The organism is Bacillus cereus group sp. BfR-BA-01408 (genome assembly GCF_022663305.1).
Classification (GTDB): domain Bacteria; phylum Bacillota; class Bacilli; order Bacillales; family Bacillaceae_G; genus Bacillus_A; species Bacillus_A pacificus.
In genome coordinates this window covers 1-16388 of the sequence record NZ_JAKUFF010000085.1, presented here as the reverse complement: position 1 = coordinate 16388, position 16388 = coordinate 1, and the positions used below count along the sequence as shown (strand labels likewise).

Here is a 16388-nt window from a genome sequence, read left to right as displayed (position 1 = left end):
TTTTAGTTTCCCCCTACAATTTCTCTCAATTTTTCTTCAATTACATGTATGTCATCACCTAAAAGTGGACGTGGATCAATATCAAAGAATCCTTGTCTTACTCCGTAATCACGTGTATAAATTGCGATTTCCCCTTCGCGTAATGCAGTCACAACGTCTTTTGCTGATTTATTTAATTCATTCTCGTCAATATGAATACGAGCTCTAAAGATTGCTCTTCCCGCTTCATCTTGAACGATCGTTACATTTACACCGTTTAATTCTTTTAGCGGCATAAGTACTTGTAATAACTCTTTTTCTTGCTCGCTCTTATCTTCTTTTACTCCGTACTCATCAAGTGCTTGCAGTAAACCAAAAGTTGTTTCTTTCCCAACTTTCATACTTCTTCCAATGCAATGTAATTGCACTTTCAGCCACTCAATATATTTTCGTTTCCCGCCAACAATACCAGAAGTAGGTCCTTCAATTGCTTTTGAACCGCTATAAATGGCAAGGTCTGCATACTTCACATATTTTTGAATATCTTCTTCAGCTGCCGCATCAACGATAAGAGGGATATTATTTCGCTGCGCAACTTCCCATGCTTCTTCAACAGAAATCATATTTTTTTGTACTGCATGATGGGATTTCACATACAGAATCGCCGCTGTATTTTCACCAATCGCATCTTCAATATGCTCTGCTTTCCCTTCATTTGCGTAGCCAACTTCTACAAGTTTTCCTCCGCCTAAATAAATCATCGTTTCAACAGGAGCACCGTATTGAACGTTATGACCTTTTAACATAATCACTTCGTTTTTCGCGATGACCTCTTGATGAAGTCTTTCACTTTTACGGCGATTTCCTTCCGTCACGATTGCTGCGATAGAAAGCGCAATTCCGCTCGATGCTGAATTCACAACGACCGCTGCCTCTGAATCTAGAATTCTCGCAATATGATCTCCTGCTTTATCTACTAAATCAGCAATTTCCACATAATTTTGTCCCCCATGTTTCATTGCATCCATAACTGTATCTGTCGGAGCGGATACACCTAAAATACTCATTCTACCGCTCGCATTAATTACTCTTTTTAATCCGTACTTAGCATTCAATGAATGACCCATTGATTACAACCCCTTTCGTATCAATTCTTCTTTCAGCAATGCGCTGATCCCCTTCTGAATCAATTAACGTAATCTTCTCATCTTTCACCGTAAATAAAGTTAAATTTGCAATATCTCCTTCTTGAATACGGCCAAACTCTGGTTTCTTAAGCCACTCTGCTGCATTTTTCGTCACCGCATCAATTACTTCTTCTAGCGAATAACCTAAGTAAAGGAATTTCGAAAGAACGTGAGCCATACTATACACGGGACCATGCACGCGATTCTTCCGGTAAATATCTGTACTAATTGTATTAAATGCAATACCATGACGCTTCGCCGCTTCTGCTACTTTAAAAGAAAAACTAGCATTACCGTGACCAACATCTAAATGTACGCCGCGATTCACTGCATCTAGTAACACAGGTAGCGGTTTGCCTTCTTCATCAAATAAATTATTTTCTTTCCCGTTTAAGTAATGTGTAATAACATCATCTTTTTCTAAAAGAGGTACAACTTCCTCAATGCGAGGAGGCGCTGAACCGATATGTACCATTATCGGCAATGATGTTTCACGAGATAAATCACGCGCTATATGAAGCGGTTCAATTCCGCTATCACAAACGACACTCTTACTCATTCTCGCCTTTAACCCAACGATTACATCTTTATACTTTTCTACTGCTTCTATTACTTTCTCTTTATCGATCCATTCCATATTGGATAATTCATCAATTCGTTTCAAACCGATGCGAGAAATATTTAAAAAGGCAAATAAATTTGTTTTCGCCTGCTCCCTACTTTTGACTAAATCTGCAATACGATCAGCTCCGCAGCTACCCGCATCAACAATTGTCGTTACCCCTTGCTTAACGCCAATTTCATCCACCTCATCGCCATACGGATCAAACTCTGGAAAAGCATGAACGTGCAAATCAATCCAGCCACTTGATACGTAAGTACCTGAGTAATCAAGAACCTTTCCACCCTCGCCAGCACCAGCTTTCGTCACCTGTGCGATTTTATTATTTTCAATTACAATGTCAATCTCTTCCCCGTTCACACGTTTCACATTACGTAGTACGAATCGTTCTGTCATTGTACTTCACCCTTTTCTATAAGAAGCCATAAGAATACGCTTACATTAAAATTTCATTTTTATATCTCTTTCACACGTTTAGCGTAACACAAAAAAAGGGAGAAGTAAATATAACGTTATAATGTTTAATTTTATATTGCTTTCTCCACTCATGTGAAAATGTGAGTTTCCATGACATATTCGGGCAACCTATAAGCAGGAGGGATATTCTTGAGATTTCGAATTTTATTATTTATAATTTTAATCACTTTGTATGTATCAACAACGGTTAGCGCAGCCCCTCCATCACTCACGGCTGCATTTATCCGGGACCATCAACTATGGATAAAGACAGGAAATCAAGAAATACAAATCACAAAAAATCGATATGTGTATTCTCCAAAATGGTCTTATGACGGTAGGTTTATTGGCTATATTGATAGTGATGAAGCAGGTAAAAAATCTAACTTATTCATTTATGATACGGAAGAGAAAATAAACTATCAGCCTTATGTAAGAGTCGTAACATCTGACTTTAAGTGGTCACCAAATAAAAATCAATTAGCATACACTGATCAAGGTTTATTAAACGTTACAAAAATTAAAAACGGTCGCCCACAAGGTTTTAAAAATGTGTCCCTTGGGGTTAGTGATTTCGAATGGTTCCCGAACGGAAAGGAATTTATCGTTTCCTCACAATCCTGCTTGCGCCCGACCGGATGGGGCTCAATCCCACTTTATAAAATACCAGTCGATGCAAATCTTGCTAAAGATAAAATAAAGCCTTTTTATACGATTCAAACAAATGAAACTGATTTATTTGCGATTAACGCTAACTATTTCAAGTGGAGTTCTGATGGGAAATGGATTAGTTTTTTGGCCAGCCCTACTGCTTCTTTGGCAATGGATAGCAATACATTATGTGTTATCTCCTCAAAAGGGAAACACTTTCGAACGATTGGTAACATGCTATGGTTCAAAGACTGGATGAAGTGGGCTCCATCGGCGAATCAACTGGCCTATATTTCAGGAGAAGGAAGATTTTTTGTAGAAAATAAAAAATTCACAGTGGCGGACATGGTAACAACAAAACAACAAAAGGAATACACACCTGTAGGTTATGTAGACCTTGATTTAGAATGGCTTTCACCAAACAAAGTGGTTGTGGCTCGTGCAAAAGAAAATAAGGCATGGAAAGAAGGCCCTGTTCCGACGATGTTTACAACACTTTATATGATCAATATAAAAACAGAAGAACAGCGACAAATCTCGTTCCCAAAACAGAATGAACGTGATGAAGACCCTCAAGTTATTAGCCTTTATCTTACTTGGCTTCGCAAGAAAGCAAATGTATATAAAGGCGATGTCTGGGTGAAGAATAGCTTACATAGTCAGGAGTATATATGGCTGAAGAATGTTGATGAGGCTCCGACCTTTTTTACTCGGAATGAACGTCATTGAAAATGTGTTCATTACAATCCTCGTCATATAAAGATTACTTTCTCTATTATTAAGAATTGTACCTTTTCTTCTATTTTGATTCTCCCGTAATTGAGCACTATTATGGGAGAATCAAGATTATCTACTCCTGAACCGTCACAACTACCCCATCCATATTATTCCCCGAAACTTCATACTGCTTATTCACCGGAACATTCACTTTCATGTTCCCGGATACTTTATAATAAGACACCGTATATTTCTTACCTTCCACATCGGTTGTAATTTCTTTTTTCTCTTTCAAGAAGTCTAAGTATTCCTCTAATGTCATTTTCTTTTTTTGCATAATCGCACTATGAGGTAAGCCGACATAACGAATGTGCCACGGCTCATATTGAATGCCTGTAATATTGCTTTTATTTTTCGGATAACGTAAAACAAAGCCGTGCTTCCATACGTTCTCTTCAATCCATTTTCCTTCAGGCGCTTTTTCCATTTTCTTTTGCGTCGATCCAACGTCCAGTGATAATCCTAAATTATGTTCACTATATCCTGCTGGGAGTGCATAATCAGATCCCATGTCTTTATATAATTTACTTTGTTCTTTAAAATCTCTATACCCGCTATTCATTAAGAAATGTTGTACACCATCTTTTCCAGCCGCATCGACAACGTTCAAAAACTTTTTTACAACCTCCTTTGATAAACGAAGATTTCTATCAAATATTACGTAGCCTCTCACTAATTCACTACTGTGATTTACATTTATAATGTCAGACCTAATACTATCTTTTTTCACTGGGTAGTCTTTGTTAACTAATAATAGATCCCCTTTATAAATTTCTTCTTTTGTAACCTCTACCTTTTTCATATTTTCATTCTTTACTGCACTATTTTCCCCGCCGATTTTCACATCAATTTCTTTTTGAAATAACGGTGATATATAAACGCCTACACAGATTGTGCATGCGATAAAAAAAGAAATAAATACCCACTTTTTCATTTCTAGTTCCTCCTTAACGTAACTTACGTCTAGAATAGAAAAAACTATTAAAATAAAAAGTGGGGTAAAGTTTAAATTTTTATTAAATTGTTACGTTCTCGTCTTTTGGCAATCGCACTTCAAACATTGTTCTAACTACATTACTTTCAGCAGAAATCGTACCGTTATGCTGCTCGATAATATTTTTCGCAATAAATAGTCCAAGGCCTGTCCCGCCACGGTTCTCAGTTCTCGATTTATCACCTGTATAAAACATATCAAAAACATACGGTAGGTCTTCTTCTGGAATGCTATCTCCGTAATTTATAACTTGTACGACAACTTCTCCATTATCGATATACCCATTCAGATCAACAAATTGCCCATCATATCCGTAACGAACAGCATTTGTTAACAAGTTTTCAAATACTCTCGCTAACAATTTTCCATCACCGTTAATCGGCAAATGAGAATCAACATTCAACCTAGCTTCTAAATGATGTTTTTCTAATAACGGATACAATTCCTCATCTAACTGTATAAGTAGCTCACTTATATCAATCGGCTTTTTATCCAGCTTTAGCATGCCATAATTCATACGTGTAATTTCAAATAGCTCATCAATTAAACTTTCGAGCCTTTGCGATTTCGTATATGCAATTGTAGAGAAATGTTTAATTTGTTCCTTCGTTAAATTTTCATCTTTAAGAATTAAATCTAAATATCCTAACACGGATGTTAATGGAGTTCTTAAATCATGAGCTAAATTCACAACGAGCTGGTCTTTACTACTTTCCGCAAAGTCTCCTCGTTCCACTGCTTCCCTTAATTTTTCACTCGCTACATTAATCTCACTTGCAATATATCCAAACTCATCATTTGATGAAACGCGCACTTCATTTGTAAAATCTCCGTTCGCCAAATGATGAATTCCATTTGAAATCTCATCAAAATATTTTAAATACGGCCTAGTAAGGAAGAAGAAAAACATAATGGACAGAGGTATGAAGATAATTAAAAAGAAATTAACATCCCCAATTTGTCTTATTATCGACCGGACTTGAGCTAATGGATCCTCAAAACGAACGACTAATTTATAATAGATCCGTAACCCTTCATAAATGATATACGTTACGCCAGCAGCACATATCATACTTAACGCAAATAGCATAACCATCTTCGAGCGAAAACTTCTCATCTTGTTAGCCATTGAAAGTATAACCTACTCCCCACACTGTTTTTATTAACTTATTCTTTCTTTTATCTTCCCCAAGTTTTTTCCGCAACGTACGAATATGTACCATAACTGTATTTCCGCCTTCAAAATAATCATCGGCCCATACTTGCTGAAAAATATTTTCCACATTGTACACTTTCTTCGGGTGACTCGCTAATAAATATAAAATATCAAACTCTTTCGGTGTTAATTCAACTTGTTCTCCGTACACATTTACCGTTCTTCGCTCAGGATCAATAACGACTCCTCCTACCTCTAAAGCAGATTTATTCTCCGCCACTTTCGGCTGATTTAACGTAAGAAATCGGCGTAATTGTGCATTTACACGTGCGACTAATTCAATCGGTGTAAAAGGTTTCGTCATATAATCATCTGCGCCTAGCACAAGACCTGTCACCTTATCAAAATCAGACGTTTTCGCACTTAAGAAAATGATTGGCATATGGTGCTTCGCGCGAATTTGGCGCGTCACTTCATACCCATCCATTTTCGGCATCATAATATCTAAAACCACTAAATCGATTGGCTGCGTTTCAATAATATGAACAGCCTCTTCCCCGTCCGCTGCTTTTACGACGTGGTACCCTTCTTTTTCTAAATGTATCTCAATTAAATCAGCAATTTCTGCCTCATCATCCGCTATTAAAATGGAAATGCGCTTCATTTTACTCCCCCTTTATACGCTCGATTGTAAACTAGTCTATCCAATTTGTACAATACGAAAAGGTTACTCGCAGGAGTAACCTTAGTAAATGAAATTATATCGACGATTTTTTTAATATATCGACGTTTCGACAAGGAATATCGACTTACCGACAATTAACGACGAAATTCGTCCACTATTTTAAAGAATCCATTCACCGCTCAAAAACAATCCGCTGCTTCGTGATTTCCGCCAGCCTTCCGCGATCTACTTCATACTCAGCGTCAACACTTTGCGGCACCATCACTTTTCCGCCCTCAAGCGTCACTTCTGGTGAAATAATATCCTTCTCCCAATGTCTGCTAGAAGCGGATATATCGCCTGGAATCGTAAAGTTCGGCAATGAAGCAAGCGCAACATTTTGCGCTCGTGAAATCCCCATCTCTACCATACCGCCGCACCAAACTGGTATGTTATGTTCCATACAATAATTATGAATTTGGATGGATTCTGTTAATCCGCCCACTCGTCCTGGCTTAATATTAACGATTTGGCAACTGCCAAGTGTAATCGCAACGCGTGCGTCTTCTAAACTATGGATACTTTCGTCTAAACAAATTGGCGTTTCAATCTTCTTCTGCAGCTGTGCATGATCAAGAAAATCGTAATCCGCTAACGGTTGCTCAATCATCATCAATTGGAATTCATCTAGTCGTTTCAGACTCTCCGTATCCGCTAATGTATACGCTGAATTGGCATCAGCCATTAACGGGATATGCGGAAACTCTTTACGAATCTCTTTCAATAATTCGTAGTCATGCCCTGGCTTTATTTTCACTTTAAAACGCTCGTATCCTTCTTCAGCGTACTTCTCAATTTGTTTTAACATAACCGGAATCGTATTAAGCCCAATTACAACACCGACTTCAATTTCAGCCTTCGTTCCGCCAAGCAGTGTCGCAAGTGATCTCTTTTGACGCTTCGCATATAAATCCCAAATTGCCCCTTCAATTCCCGCCTTTGCCATTCGGTTTCTTTTTATATGCTGGAACAAGCTCGGCACTTCATTCGGATGAGAAATGTCAGCCTTTAATAAATCCGGTATTAAAAAATCTTGCAGTACATGCAGCGCGGTTTTCACTGTTTCTTCCGTATACCACGGTTCAGAAAACGCAACGACTTCGCCAAAACCAATACACCCGTCCGTATCTTCTAATTCAATGACGATACTTTCACGCTTTTCATACGTTCCGTAGCTTGCAGCAAACGGGATTACGAGTGGTATTTCCGTTATATGAAGTGTCGCTTTTTTTATTTCCACTTACATCTCCTCCACTAATTGTCTTAACTCTCGTCTTAACAATTTTTTCGAAGCGTTTCGTGGTAATTCCTCTAAGAAACATGCTTTTTTCGGCACTTTATATTTCGCTAATTTCGCCTCGCAAAAATGAAGAATTTCATCTTCTGTTACCGCCCCGCTTTTTACAACAAAAGCAACGGGTACTTGTCCCCATTTATCGTCAGTCATGCCGACAACACCAGCTTCCGCTACCATCGGATGAGAAAGTAACACTTCTTCAATTTGAGCCGGATATATATTTTCCCCGCCAGAAATAATTAAATCACTTCGGCGATCTAATACGTATAAAAATCCTTCTTCGTCTAAATAACCGAGGTCGCCAGTATGAAGCCATCCGTTTTGAATTGTTTCGCGCGTCGCATCTTCACGGTTAAAGTAACCACCTGTTACGTTCGGTCCTTTTACTACGATTTCGCCTTCTGTAAATGCCGGCACTACGACGCCATCTTTTTCAATACGAAGTTGGCACTGAAATAGTGGTTTTCCAGCTGATCCTACTTTCGTTAACATATAATCTGCGGACAACGTACAAATTTGCGAAGACGTTTCTGTCATACCGTACGTTTGATATACAGGAATTCCTTTTTCTACACACGTTTCTAATAATGGTTTCGGCGCTGGTCCTCCGCCAAGTAACATGCATCGTAAAGAAGATGGGTATGTCTCTGCCCCAAGTCGCTCTAATAAATCAGTTAACATTTTAGAAACGACAGAAATAATCGTTACACCTCTCGTTTGAAGTGCTTTATGAATAAAATCAGCATCATATTTCGGAACGAGTAAAATGCGCATGCCGTACATAATGTTTTTCATTAAAAGAGATAGCCCGCCAACGTGGAACATCGGCATACAAGCTAACCAGCAATCATCATCACGAAGCCCTAAATTAAGCGAAGAACCAACTGCGCTTGCCCAATGATTGCCGTACGTTAAAATAACGCCTTTCGGTTTGCCTGTCGTCCCAGACGTATAAATAATCGTCATCGCTTCTTCTAAAGAAAACTCTTCTTGTATAGAGACTTCCTCTTTTGGTCCATTCATCACCTCTGCGAATGAATATACAGGAACATCTTTAGCCTCAAAATCTTGATCTGTCACTAAACAAATAACTTTAGCATCATCCATTTGCCAAAGTAGCTCTTCTCTTGAAAGACGCGTATTTAAAAGTACAGCTACTGCCCCTACATACGATAGGGCGTGAATAACTGTAATCATCTCCATACCATTTTTCATCAGAACAGCCACCTTTTGCCCACGTTTCACTCCTATATGTGTGAGGTGTTCACAAACAGATACTACTTTTTCATGCAGCTGCATAAAAGTAACTTTCTCTTCTTCTATTTCAATTGCAGTGCGATCTGGTGTTAAAAATGCACGTTGCATTAACCAATTTGGCATCGTCTCCATCACTCATTCTCCTTTCATGAAAGAAAGAGACTTGATATGACATCAAGTCTCTTAGTTGTTTTGTTTCCGGTTTGATCATTTGGTTGCGACTCACTTTGTGGGCGAGCTGCTTCCGTCTAAGAACCTTAGCCAACGAGGCTAAACAGTCGGCTCCGCTTTTGATCACGGGAAACGAGGGAATTGACCGAAGTCTGGACGGCGTTTTTCTTTGAACGCGTCGCGACCTTCTTTTGCTTCGTCAGTTGTGTAGTACAATAACGTTGCATCTCCAGCTAGTTGTTGAATACCAGCTAGACCGTCTGTGTCTGCGTTGAATGCAGCTTTTAGGAAACGAAGTGCCATTGGGCTGTTTGCTAAAATTTCTTCTGCCCATTGTACTGTTTCTGCTTCAAGTTGTTCTAATGGTACTACTGTATTTACTAAGCCCATATCAAGCGCTTCTTGCGCGTTGTATTGACGGCATAGGTACCAAATTTCGCGTGCTTTCTTGTGGCCTACCATACGAGCTAAGTAACCAGCTCCGTATCCACCGTCAAAGCTTCCTACTTTAGGACCTGTTTGTCCGAATACAGCGTTGTCTGCAGCAATTGTTAAGTCACATACGATATGAAGTACGTGTCCACCACCGATTGCATAACCTGCTACCATTGCGATAACTGGTTTAGGAATTGCGCGAATTAGACGTTGTAAGTCTAATACATTTAAACGAGGGATTTGGTCGTCACCTACATATCCACCATGACCGCGAACTTTTTGGTCGCCGCCTGAACAGAATGCACGTCCACCTTCACCTGTTAAAATGATAACGCCAACATTTGCATCATCACGAGCATGTGCAAAAGCGTCGATTAACTCCATTACCGTTTTAGGACGGAATGCGTTATGTACTTCAGGGCGGTTAATCGAAATCTTTGCGATACCATTGTATGTTGAATAAATAATATCTTCGTAATTGCCTTCTTTTACCCATTCAATAGCCATTACAACTACCTCCTTGTATATTTCTGATCTCCTCTATAAGTGCAACTTCATTCTTAACTGAAAAAAGCATCACTGCATAGTTTTTAGAAATCCCTTTACTATTGTATCAAACTTTTCCGGTTGTTCCACATGAATTGCATGGCCAGCGCCATCAATTTTGACAAATTTCGCGTCAGAGACGCATTTTTCGATATTTTTTAATATGCGAAAGAACTTTTCATCATGCTCACCGTTCATTAAAAGAACAGGCATTTTTAAGTTTTGCAGCTCATTCCACCATGAAGGCTGAGCCCCTGTTCCCATGCCGCGCAAGCTATTTGCAAGCCCTTTTGGATTGTTAGCGAGTCGTTCTTTTCGCACTGCTTCTTGTACGTTTTGTGCTAAACTTTTTTGCGTTTCAAACAGCGGAATATTTTCCCACATCGATACAAAACTTTCGATGCCTTCTCGCTCAATTTTTTGAGCAAGTCGCTCATCTTTTTCACAGCGTTCTTTTCGCTCATCTTCACTTTCAAGCCCAGCTGTACAGTTTTCTAATAAAAGAGAACGTACATATTCTGGATATAGACACGCCATCGTAATCGCCAGTCTACCGCCCATTGAATAGCCAAGTATATGCGCCTTTTCAATATGAAGATAATCTAGTAGTTCTTTCATTTGCAATGCCGCATTTCGAATATCATAATGCGTCACATCTTCAGGACTTTCCGTTTTTCCGTGCCCAACAATATCTACTAAAATGACTTGAAACTGCTCGCTCCAAGAAGGAATGAAGGAACGCCACGTTTCCATACTTCCCGTAAAACCATGAAGAAGTAGAAGTGGTTCTCCGCTTCCGACTACTTCATATTCATACGATACACCTTGCAGCGTTACGTTCATTTTGATTCACCTTGCAACGATGTAGTAATGACGTCCTGTGTTTTTGCCCATAACGTACGGTGCAACGTTAAGTTTTCATCACGGTTCGTACAAATTTCCACAACGTGTAAACCTTCTGTCGTCGTTCCTTTTTGTACCTCTTCACGGAATTGCTCCCAACCATTTACACGGCTAAATGAACCACCGTACATGTTGACAACATGCTCATAGTCAAGCCCAATTGGAGTTCCAAATAATGATTCGAAATGTTCCTTTTTCTCATATTGTGGTAAGAATGAGAAAATACCACCACCGTCATTATTTACAACAACAATCGTTATATTTAACTCATGTAATTTTGCGGCTAATAATCCGTTTAAATCATGATAAAATGATAAATCACCGATTACTAATACGAGCGGATCGCAAATCATGCTCGCTCCTAAAGCTGTCGAAATGATTCCATCAATCCCATTTACACCGCGGTTAGCCATCACTTGAATATTTTTATCCGATGTGAAAAAGAATGAATCTGTATCACGAATTGGCATACTATTACTCGCAAATAACGTTGCTCCTTCTGGTAATACGCGGACAATATCCGTAATGACTCTTCCTTCAAACGCAGTATCATATGTTTCCATTTCACGAAGCGTTTCCTTCGTTTTTTCGTTTATATGTTGCCACATTTGGGACCAATCATTCTTTTTCATAACTGGCATTTTTTCTATTAGTGCACTGCAAAATGCAATATCACTTGCTTGGACAACTTCTGTTGCAACGAGAGCTGGATCTCTCCATTGTCCTGATTCGTCAACAACGATATGAACAGCTTTCGTTTGTTTTTTGATGAACTGCGTTAATGCTTTCGAAACAGGCATACCACCGAAGCGAATTATAACTTCTGGCTTCCACGTTTCTTTTAACAGCTCATTTCGTAAAAATGTATCGTAACAGTCGATTACCATCGTTTTATCGTGGTGTCCACTACGAATGTTAGAAAGTGGATCCGCTAATATTGGATATCCCGTTTTTTCAGCTAGTTGCGTTGCAAACGTTGCAATTTCTGAATGACTATCATCTCCACAAATAATAAGCCCCTTTTCCATATGTGAAAGGCGCCCTACAAGAGAATCTACATATTCACTCGGCATCGTTACGTTCCCTCGCTGAACTACTCCTGTATATTCTCCGCGTCCTTTATCCCATAAACTTTCTAATGAGAAGTCCGGGATAAGCGGTTCACGAACTGGAAAATTAAGATGAACAGGTCCTTGCGGTGCTAAAAGCGCGCTTGCTATCATGCGCTGCGTTGTCATGCGAGCGTAATGATACATCGCCTCATTCGCTTCTGGAAGTGCCATCTCTGTAAATTGCTTCACAAACGTGCCGTATAAATTAATTTGATTCATCGCTTGTGGTGCACCGACATCTCTTAATTCATGCGGTCTATCTGCCGTTAAGACGATAAGCGGCACTCGCGAATGAAAAGCTTCACATACAGCTGGATAATAGTTCGCTGCAGCCGTTCCTGACGTACATAATAATGCAACAGGACGTTTTTTCGCTTTTGCGATACCGAGCGCAAAAAATCCTGCTGATCTTTCATCTACATGTAAATATGTGTTCATTCCTTCATGTTGTTCCATTAGTAGAGCAATCGGCGTTGACCGTGAGCCTGGACTAATGACAACATCACATACATTTAGACGCGTCAGTTCATCCACGAACGCGCCTAAATAATATGATAATGCTTCTATATGATTGTTCATTTCATTAATTCCTCCAAAGCACCAAGCATCGGTCTAAACTTCAAACTTGTTTCTTCATATTCAAGTTGTGGTACTGAATCAATTACAATCCCGCAACCGGCGAATAAGGATGCTTTCTCGCCATTTAATAATCCGCAGCGAAGTGCAACCGCAAATTCACCATTTCCTTCATCATCTATCCAGCCAATCGGTGCACCATATAATCCTCTGTCTAACAATTCAACATCACGAATCAGTTTCATCGCTTCCAAACGAGGTGTCCCGCCAAGAGCTGGTGTTGGATGTAATTCTTCTACCATTGTTAAAAGACTCGCATCGCCTTTTGCCTCTACAGGCGTATATAAATGAATTAAGTTTTTCGTTGTTAATAAGCCCGGACTTTCCGGAATATTAACGGATTCGCAGTGCTCATTTAATACAGACCTGATCATGTTCACAACATAACCGTGTTCAGCTAAATTCTTTTCATCATGAAGAAGCGCATCACTATTTCGCTTACTTTCTTCTATAGATTGACCATGACCAGTTGAACCAGCAAGACACATTGAAGTAAACTTCTCATCTTCTTTGCGAATTAATCTCTCTGGCGTCGCTCCTAAGAAGCATGCTCCTTTATAATCAAAAGAAAATACGTAACAATCTGGTTGCCCAATGCGAAGCGCTTCTAAAACAAGCGCAGAATCAATATGATGATCCATCTCTACTTTTAGCTCCCTCGCTAATACAACCTTCTGCACGTTCCCCTGCTTCATCTCATCTTGCACTTTCTCAATAGCCTTCATCCAGCCTTTCGGATCCACTTCTACTTTAGAAGTAACTGTTAATTTCGATCCTTTTAGTGCACATTTACTCTCCTCCAAAATTTTCTCTTCTAAAGAAACAATTTCGTTATAAAGAGTTTCTGCACAATCTGTTGCTGAAACGAATGTATTCATTGTTAACCATGCTTTTTCATTTTTTACAGTTAATAAAAATGCTGGTAGTGAAAATGTCGTATCATCAAATTCTTTCCATAAGTCTGTTTTCTCTTTTTCTTGGTCAAATGAAAATCCACCAAATAAAAGAGGACCTGTTCCAAATTCATATTTTTCTCTTTGTACAAACGATTTCTCTTTTACTTTATCCCACTCGTCACGAGCAGTTTGAAAGCGTTTGTGAGAAGCAGTTGCTATAGTGAAAACAGAACCAATTCCAGCAAATATTACATGCTGAGCTGGGTCTGCAAAATAACATCTATTTTCGAATGAGATCCTTTTTCCTGCTGCATAAAACAGAAGTGGATCCATCCAGTCTATTTGTTTTACAAAACTAACCAATATTTTTTCATCAGTTGCATGCTTAATGGCTGCACTTAGAACTTCTTGCAAGCCTTTTTGTTTCGTTTGAATCACAATTGTCTCCCCCCTATGGGCGAAAAATAGTCATAATTACGCTTGATTTTAAGATACACCTCAAACGAAAGGCCTGTCAACGTTTAGCATTTCTGAGAAATTCACCTTCTCTTCCTAGAAAATAAACGTTGACACTAAATGATGCTTTTTCTACACTTAGTTGTGTACAATATGTGACCAAAGGAGGATTCAACATGGAAATGAACGTCGAAACGAATTCCTCTCCTACGGCGCCAAAGCCAAGCAAGCAAACAGGCTGGCGCATTTGGTGGAGTTTACTACGTCCCCATACATTAACAGCAGCTTTCGTTCCTGTTTTCATCGGAACAGCCTATGCAATGCAGGTCGGAGGTATAAATCAAATACATCTCCCTCTTTTCCTTATAATGCTTCTTGCTTGTCTTCTCATTCAGGCAGCAACAAACATGTTTAATGAATACTTTGATTATAAAAGAGGACTTGATCACGAAGGTTCAGTTGGTATCGGCGGCGCTATCGTTCGCGATGGCATTCAGCCAAAAACAGTGCTTAACTTAGCATTTGGATTTTTCGGCATCGCAATACTATTAGGTGTTTATATTTGTATGAATTCTAGCTGGTGGCTTGCTGCAATCGGTCTTGTTTGTATGGCCGTTGCTTACCTTTATACGGGTGGTCCACTTCCCATTGCCTATACACCATTTGGAGAGTTAACAGCCGGATTATTTATGGGTGTCATTATTATCGGGATTTCATTCTTTATTCAAACTGGAACTGTAACATCAGAAGTCGTTTTATTATCTATTCCAAGCTCCATTTTAATTGGTGCCATTTTACTTGCTAACAATATCCGTGACTTAGATGGCGATAAAGAAAACGGTCGTAAAACGTTAGCAATTCTCGTTGGACGCGAGCGAGCAGTTGGTGTACTTGCTTCTATGTTCATCGTTTCCTACATTTGGACAATTGCTTTAATTATCGTCGGCATCGTATCACCATGGATGCTTATCGTATTTTTAAGTGCACCGAAAGCATATAAAGCGACGAAAGGCTTTATCGGCAAAAGCATTCCAATGGAAATGGTACCTGCGATGATAGCAACAGCAAAAACAAATACAATCTTCGGTCTCTTAATGGGAATCGGATTATTACTTGGATATTTCCTTTAAAAGGAGCTGCTAATGCGGCTCCTTTTTCATATACCAATTTCAGCTCATAATTCCTACTCGCAACGCTCATACTATGTAAAGAAACTGAATTGTAGGAAGGTGGACGACTATGTTAACTCCACAACAAATAAATCAATTTAAATCCGTTTTAGAAAAACAAAAGCAAGAACTAGAACAAACGATACAAACACATGAAAATGAAGATCGTGCATCTGAACGTGAATCTGTTGGAGAATTATCTAGCTATGATAACCATCCGGCTGATATGGCAACAGAGCTATATGAACGCGAAAAAGACTTCGGACTTATTGAACTTTGGCATAAACAGCTAGAGGATACGAAACATGCCTTGCAAAAAATAGAAGCGGGTACGTACGGCATTTGCGAAGTATCTGGTGAAGAAATTCCATTTGAAAGATTAGAAGCAATGCCGACTGCTACAACATGCGTTCAGCACGCAACAAATAAGTTAAATATGAATACACGACCAGTCGAAGAAGAAGTATTGTCTCCTTCTTTCCATAAACATGATGAAGATCATTCTGTTGAGTACGATGCAGAAGATGCATGGCAAGATGTTGCCAATTACGGAACGTCTGAAACACCATCTGATTTAGAAAGACAAGATTCGAAAAACTATAACGGCATGTACGTAAATAGTGAAGAAAACGTAGGCTACGTAGAGGATTTCGAAAACTTTATCGGTACAGATATGTATGGAAAAAATCCGCAAGTTTTCGCTACGGAAGAACATGAAGAATATGAGCAAATGCTTGATGACTTTGAAGAGCGTACCTTTAAGGGCGAATTGTCTTCAAATGAGTCGAGTTCCAAAGAATAAAAAAAAGCATTCCGAAAATCGGAATGCTTTTTATCGCTAGCTAATTAGTTTTTTGTAACGTTAGCAGCTTGTGGTCCACGGTTACCTTCAACGATTTCGAAAGAAACTTCTTGACCTTCTTCTAAAGTTTTGAATCCGTCACCTTGGATAGCTGAGAAGTGA

At 39.1% G+C, this 16388-nt stretch carries 15 protein-coding genes; 3 read left to right on the top strand and 12 right to left on the bottom strand.

Annotated elements, in window-relative coordinates; genetic code table 11:
- Positions 1 to 2: 2 nt before the first annotated feature.
- Both MR083_RS23245 and MR083_RS23240 read right to left on the bottom strand, forming a co-directional pair.
- Positions 3 to 1106: a DgaE family pyridoxal phosphate-dependent ammonia lyase gene (locus MR083_RS23245; RefSeq protein WP_000510088.1), complete on the bottom strand. Its 1104-nt coding sequence runs from the start codon at positions 1104 to 1106 to the stop codon at positions 3 to 5.
- Positions 1084 to 2184, bottom strand: coding sequence for an amidohydrolase/deacetylase family metallohydrolase (locus tag MR083_RS23240; RefSeq protein WP_242269904.1), 1101 nt, complete (start codon positions 2182 to 2184; stop codon positions 1084 to 1086). Before MR083_RS23240 ends, MR083_RS23245 begins: the two co-directional genes overlap by 23 nt.
- A gap of 210 nt (positions 2185 to 2394) precedes the next feature.
- On the opposite strand from MR083_RS23240, the gene MR083_RS23235 reads away from it, so the two are divergent.
- Entirely contained in the window at positions 2395 to 3624 is a 1230-nt protein-coding gene (locus tag MR083_RS23235) for a translocation protein TolB (protein WP_242269903.1), read from the top strand.
- A gap of 121 nt (positions 3625 to 3745) precedes the next feature.
- Here the strand turns inward: MR083_RS23235 and MR083_RS23230 are convergent, their stop codons facing one another.
- The 9 genes from MR083_RS23230 to MR083_RS23190 form a co-directional block, all read right to left on the bottom strand.
- Positions 3746 to 4606 carry a M15 family metallopeptidase gene (locus MR083_RS23230; protein ID WP_242269902.1) on the bottom strand — a complete coding sequence of 287 codons (861 nt, stop codon included), beginning with the start codon at positions 4604 to 4606 and terminating at the stop codon, positions 3746 to 3748.
- An 82-nt stretch (positions 4607 to 4688) separates the two neighbouring features.
- On the bottom strand, positions 4689 to 5795 hold the full coding sequence (locus MR083_RS23225) for a HAMP domain-containing sensor histidine kinase (protein ID WP_001284574.1): 1107 nt from the start codon (positions 5793 to 5795) through the stop codon (positions 4689 to 4691).
- Positions 5788 to 6486 (bottom strand): response regulator transcription factor, encoded by a 699-nt coding sequence (locus MR083_RS23220; RefSeq protein WP_242269901.1) that lies wholly within the window; start codon positions 6484 to 6486, stop codon positions 5788 to 5790. The genes MR083_RS23225 and MR083_RS23220 overlap by 8 nt, the downstream gene beginning before the upstream one ends.
- 193 nt (positions 6487 to 6679) lie before the next feature.
- The gene (gene menC, locus MR083_RS23215; RefSeq protein ID WP_242269900.1) at positions 6680 to 7786 is read right to left on the bottom strand and encodes an o-succinylbenzoate synthase; all 1107 of its coding nucleotides are present in this window, start codon (positions 7784 to 7786) and stop codon (positions 6680 to 6682) included.
- Positions 7787 to 9232 (bottom strand): o-succinylbenzoate--CoA ligase, encoded by a 1446-nt coding sequence (locus MR083_RS23210; RefSeq protein ID WP_242269899.1) that lies wholly within the window; start codon positions 9230 to 9232, stop codon positions 7787 to 7789.
- A 162-nt stretch (positions 9233 to 9394) separates the two neighbouring features.
- Complete coding sequence (gene menB, locus MR083_RS23205) at positions 9395 to 10213, bottom strand: 1,4-dihydroxy-2-naphthoyl-CoA synthase (protein WP_000963874.1); 819 nt, start codon at positions 10211 to 10213, stop codon at positions 9395 to 9397.
- A gap of 69 nt (positions 10214 to 10282) precedes the next feature.
- A complete protein-coding gene (menH, locus tag MR083_RS23200) occupies positions 10283 to 11095 on the bottom strand; it encodes a 2-succinyl-6-hydroxy-2,4-cyclohexadiene-1-carboxylate synthase (RefSeq protein WP_242269898.1) in 813 nt (270 codons plus the stop codon).
- Entirely contained in the window at positions 11092 to 12846 is a 1755-nt protein-coding gene (gene menD / locus MR083_RS23195; protein ID WP_242269897.1) for a 2-succinyl-5-enolpyruvyl-6-hydroxy-3-cyclohexene-1-carboxylic-acid synthase, read from the bottom strand. Before menD ends, menH begins: the two co-directional genes overlap by 4 nt.
- Positions 12843 to 14237 carry an isochorismate synthase gene (locus MR083_RS23190; protein ID WP_242269896.1) on the bottom strand — a complete coding sequence of 465 codons (1395 nt, stop codon included), beginning with the start codon at positions 14235 to 14237 and terminating at the stop codon, positions 12843 to 12845. Before MR083_RS23190 ends, menD begins: the two co-directional genes overlap by 4 nt.
- 194 nt (positions 14238 to 14431) lie before the next feature.
- Here MR083_RS23190 and MR083_RS23185 point away from each other — a divergent pair, with 194 nt between their 5' ends.
- Together MR083_RS23185 and MR083_RS23180 are read left to right on the top strand one after the other, a co-directional pair.
- Positions 14432 to 15385, top strand: a complete 954-nt coding sequence (locus MR083_RS23185) for a 1,4-dihydroxy-2-naphthoate polyprenyltransferase (protein ID WP_000425748.1) — start codon at positions 14432 to 14434, stop codon at positions 15383 to 15385.
- 109 nt (positions 15386 to 15494) lie between these two features.
- Positions 15495 to 16226 (top strand): yteA family sporulation protein, encoded by a 732-nt coding sequence (locus MR083_RS23180; protein WP_061182731.1) that lies wholly within the window; start codon positions 15495 to 15497, stop codon positions 16224 to 16226.
- A 44-nt stretch (positions 16227 to 16270) separates the two neighbouring features.
- Here the strand turns inward: MR083_RS23180 and MR083_RS23175 are convergent.
- Positions 16271 to 16388, bottom strand: a 118-nt coding sequence (locus MR083_RS23175) for a cold shock domain-containing protein (RefSeq protein WP_242269905.1), incomplete at its 5' end; no start/stop codon positions are given.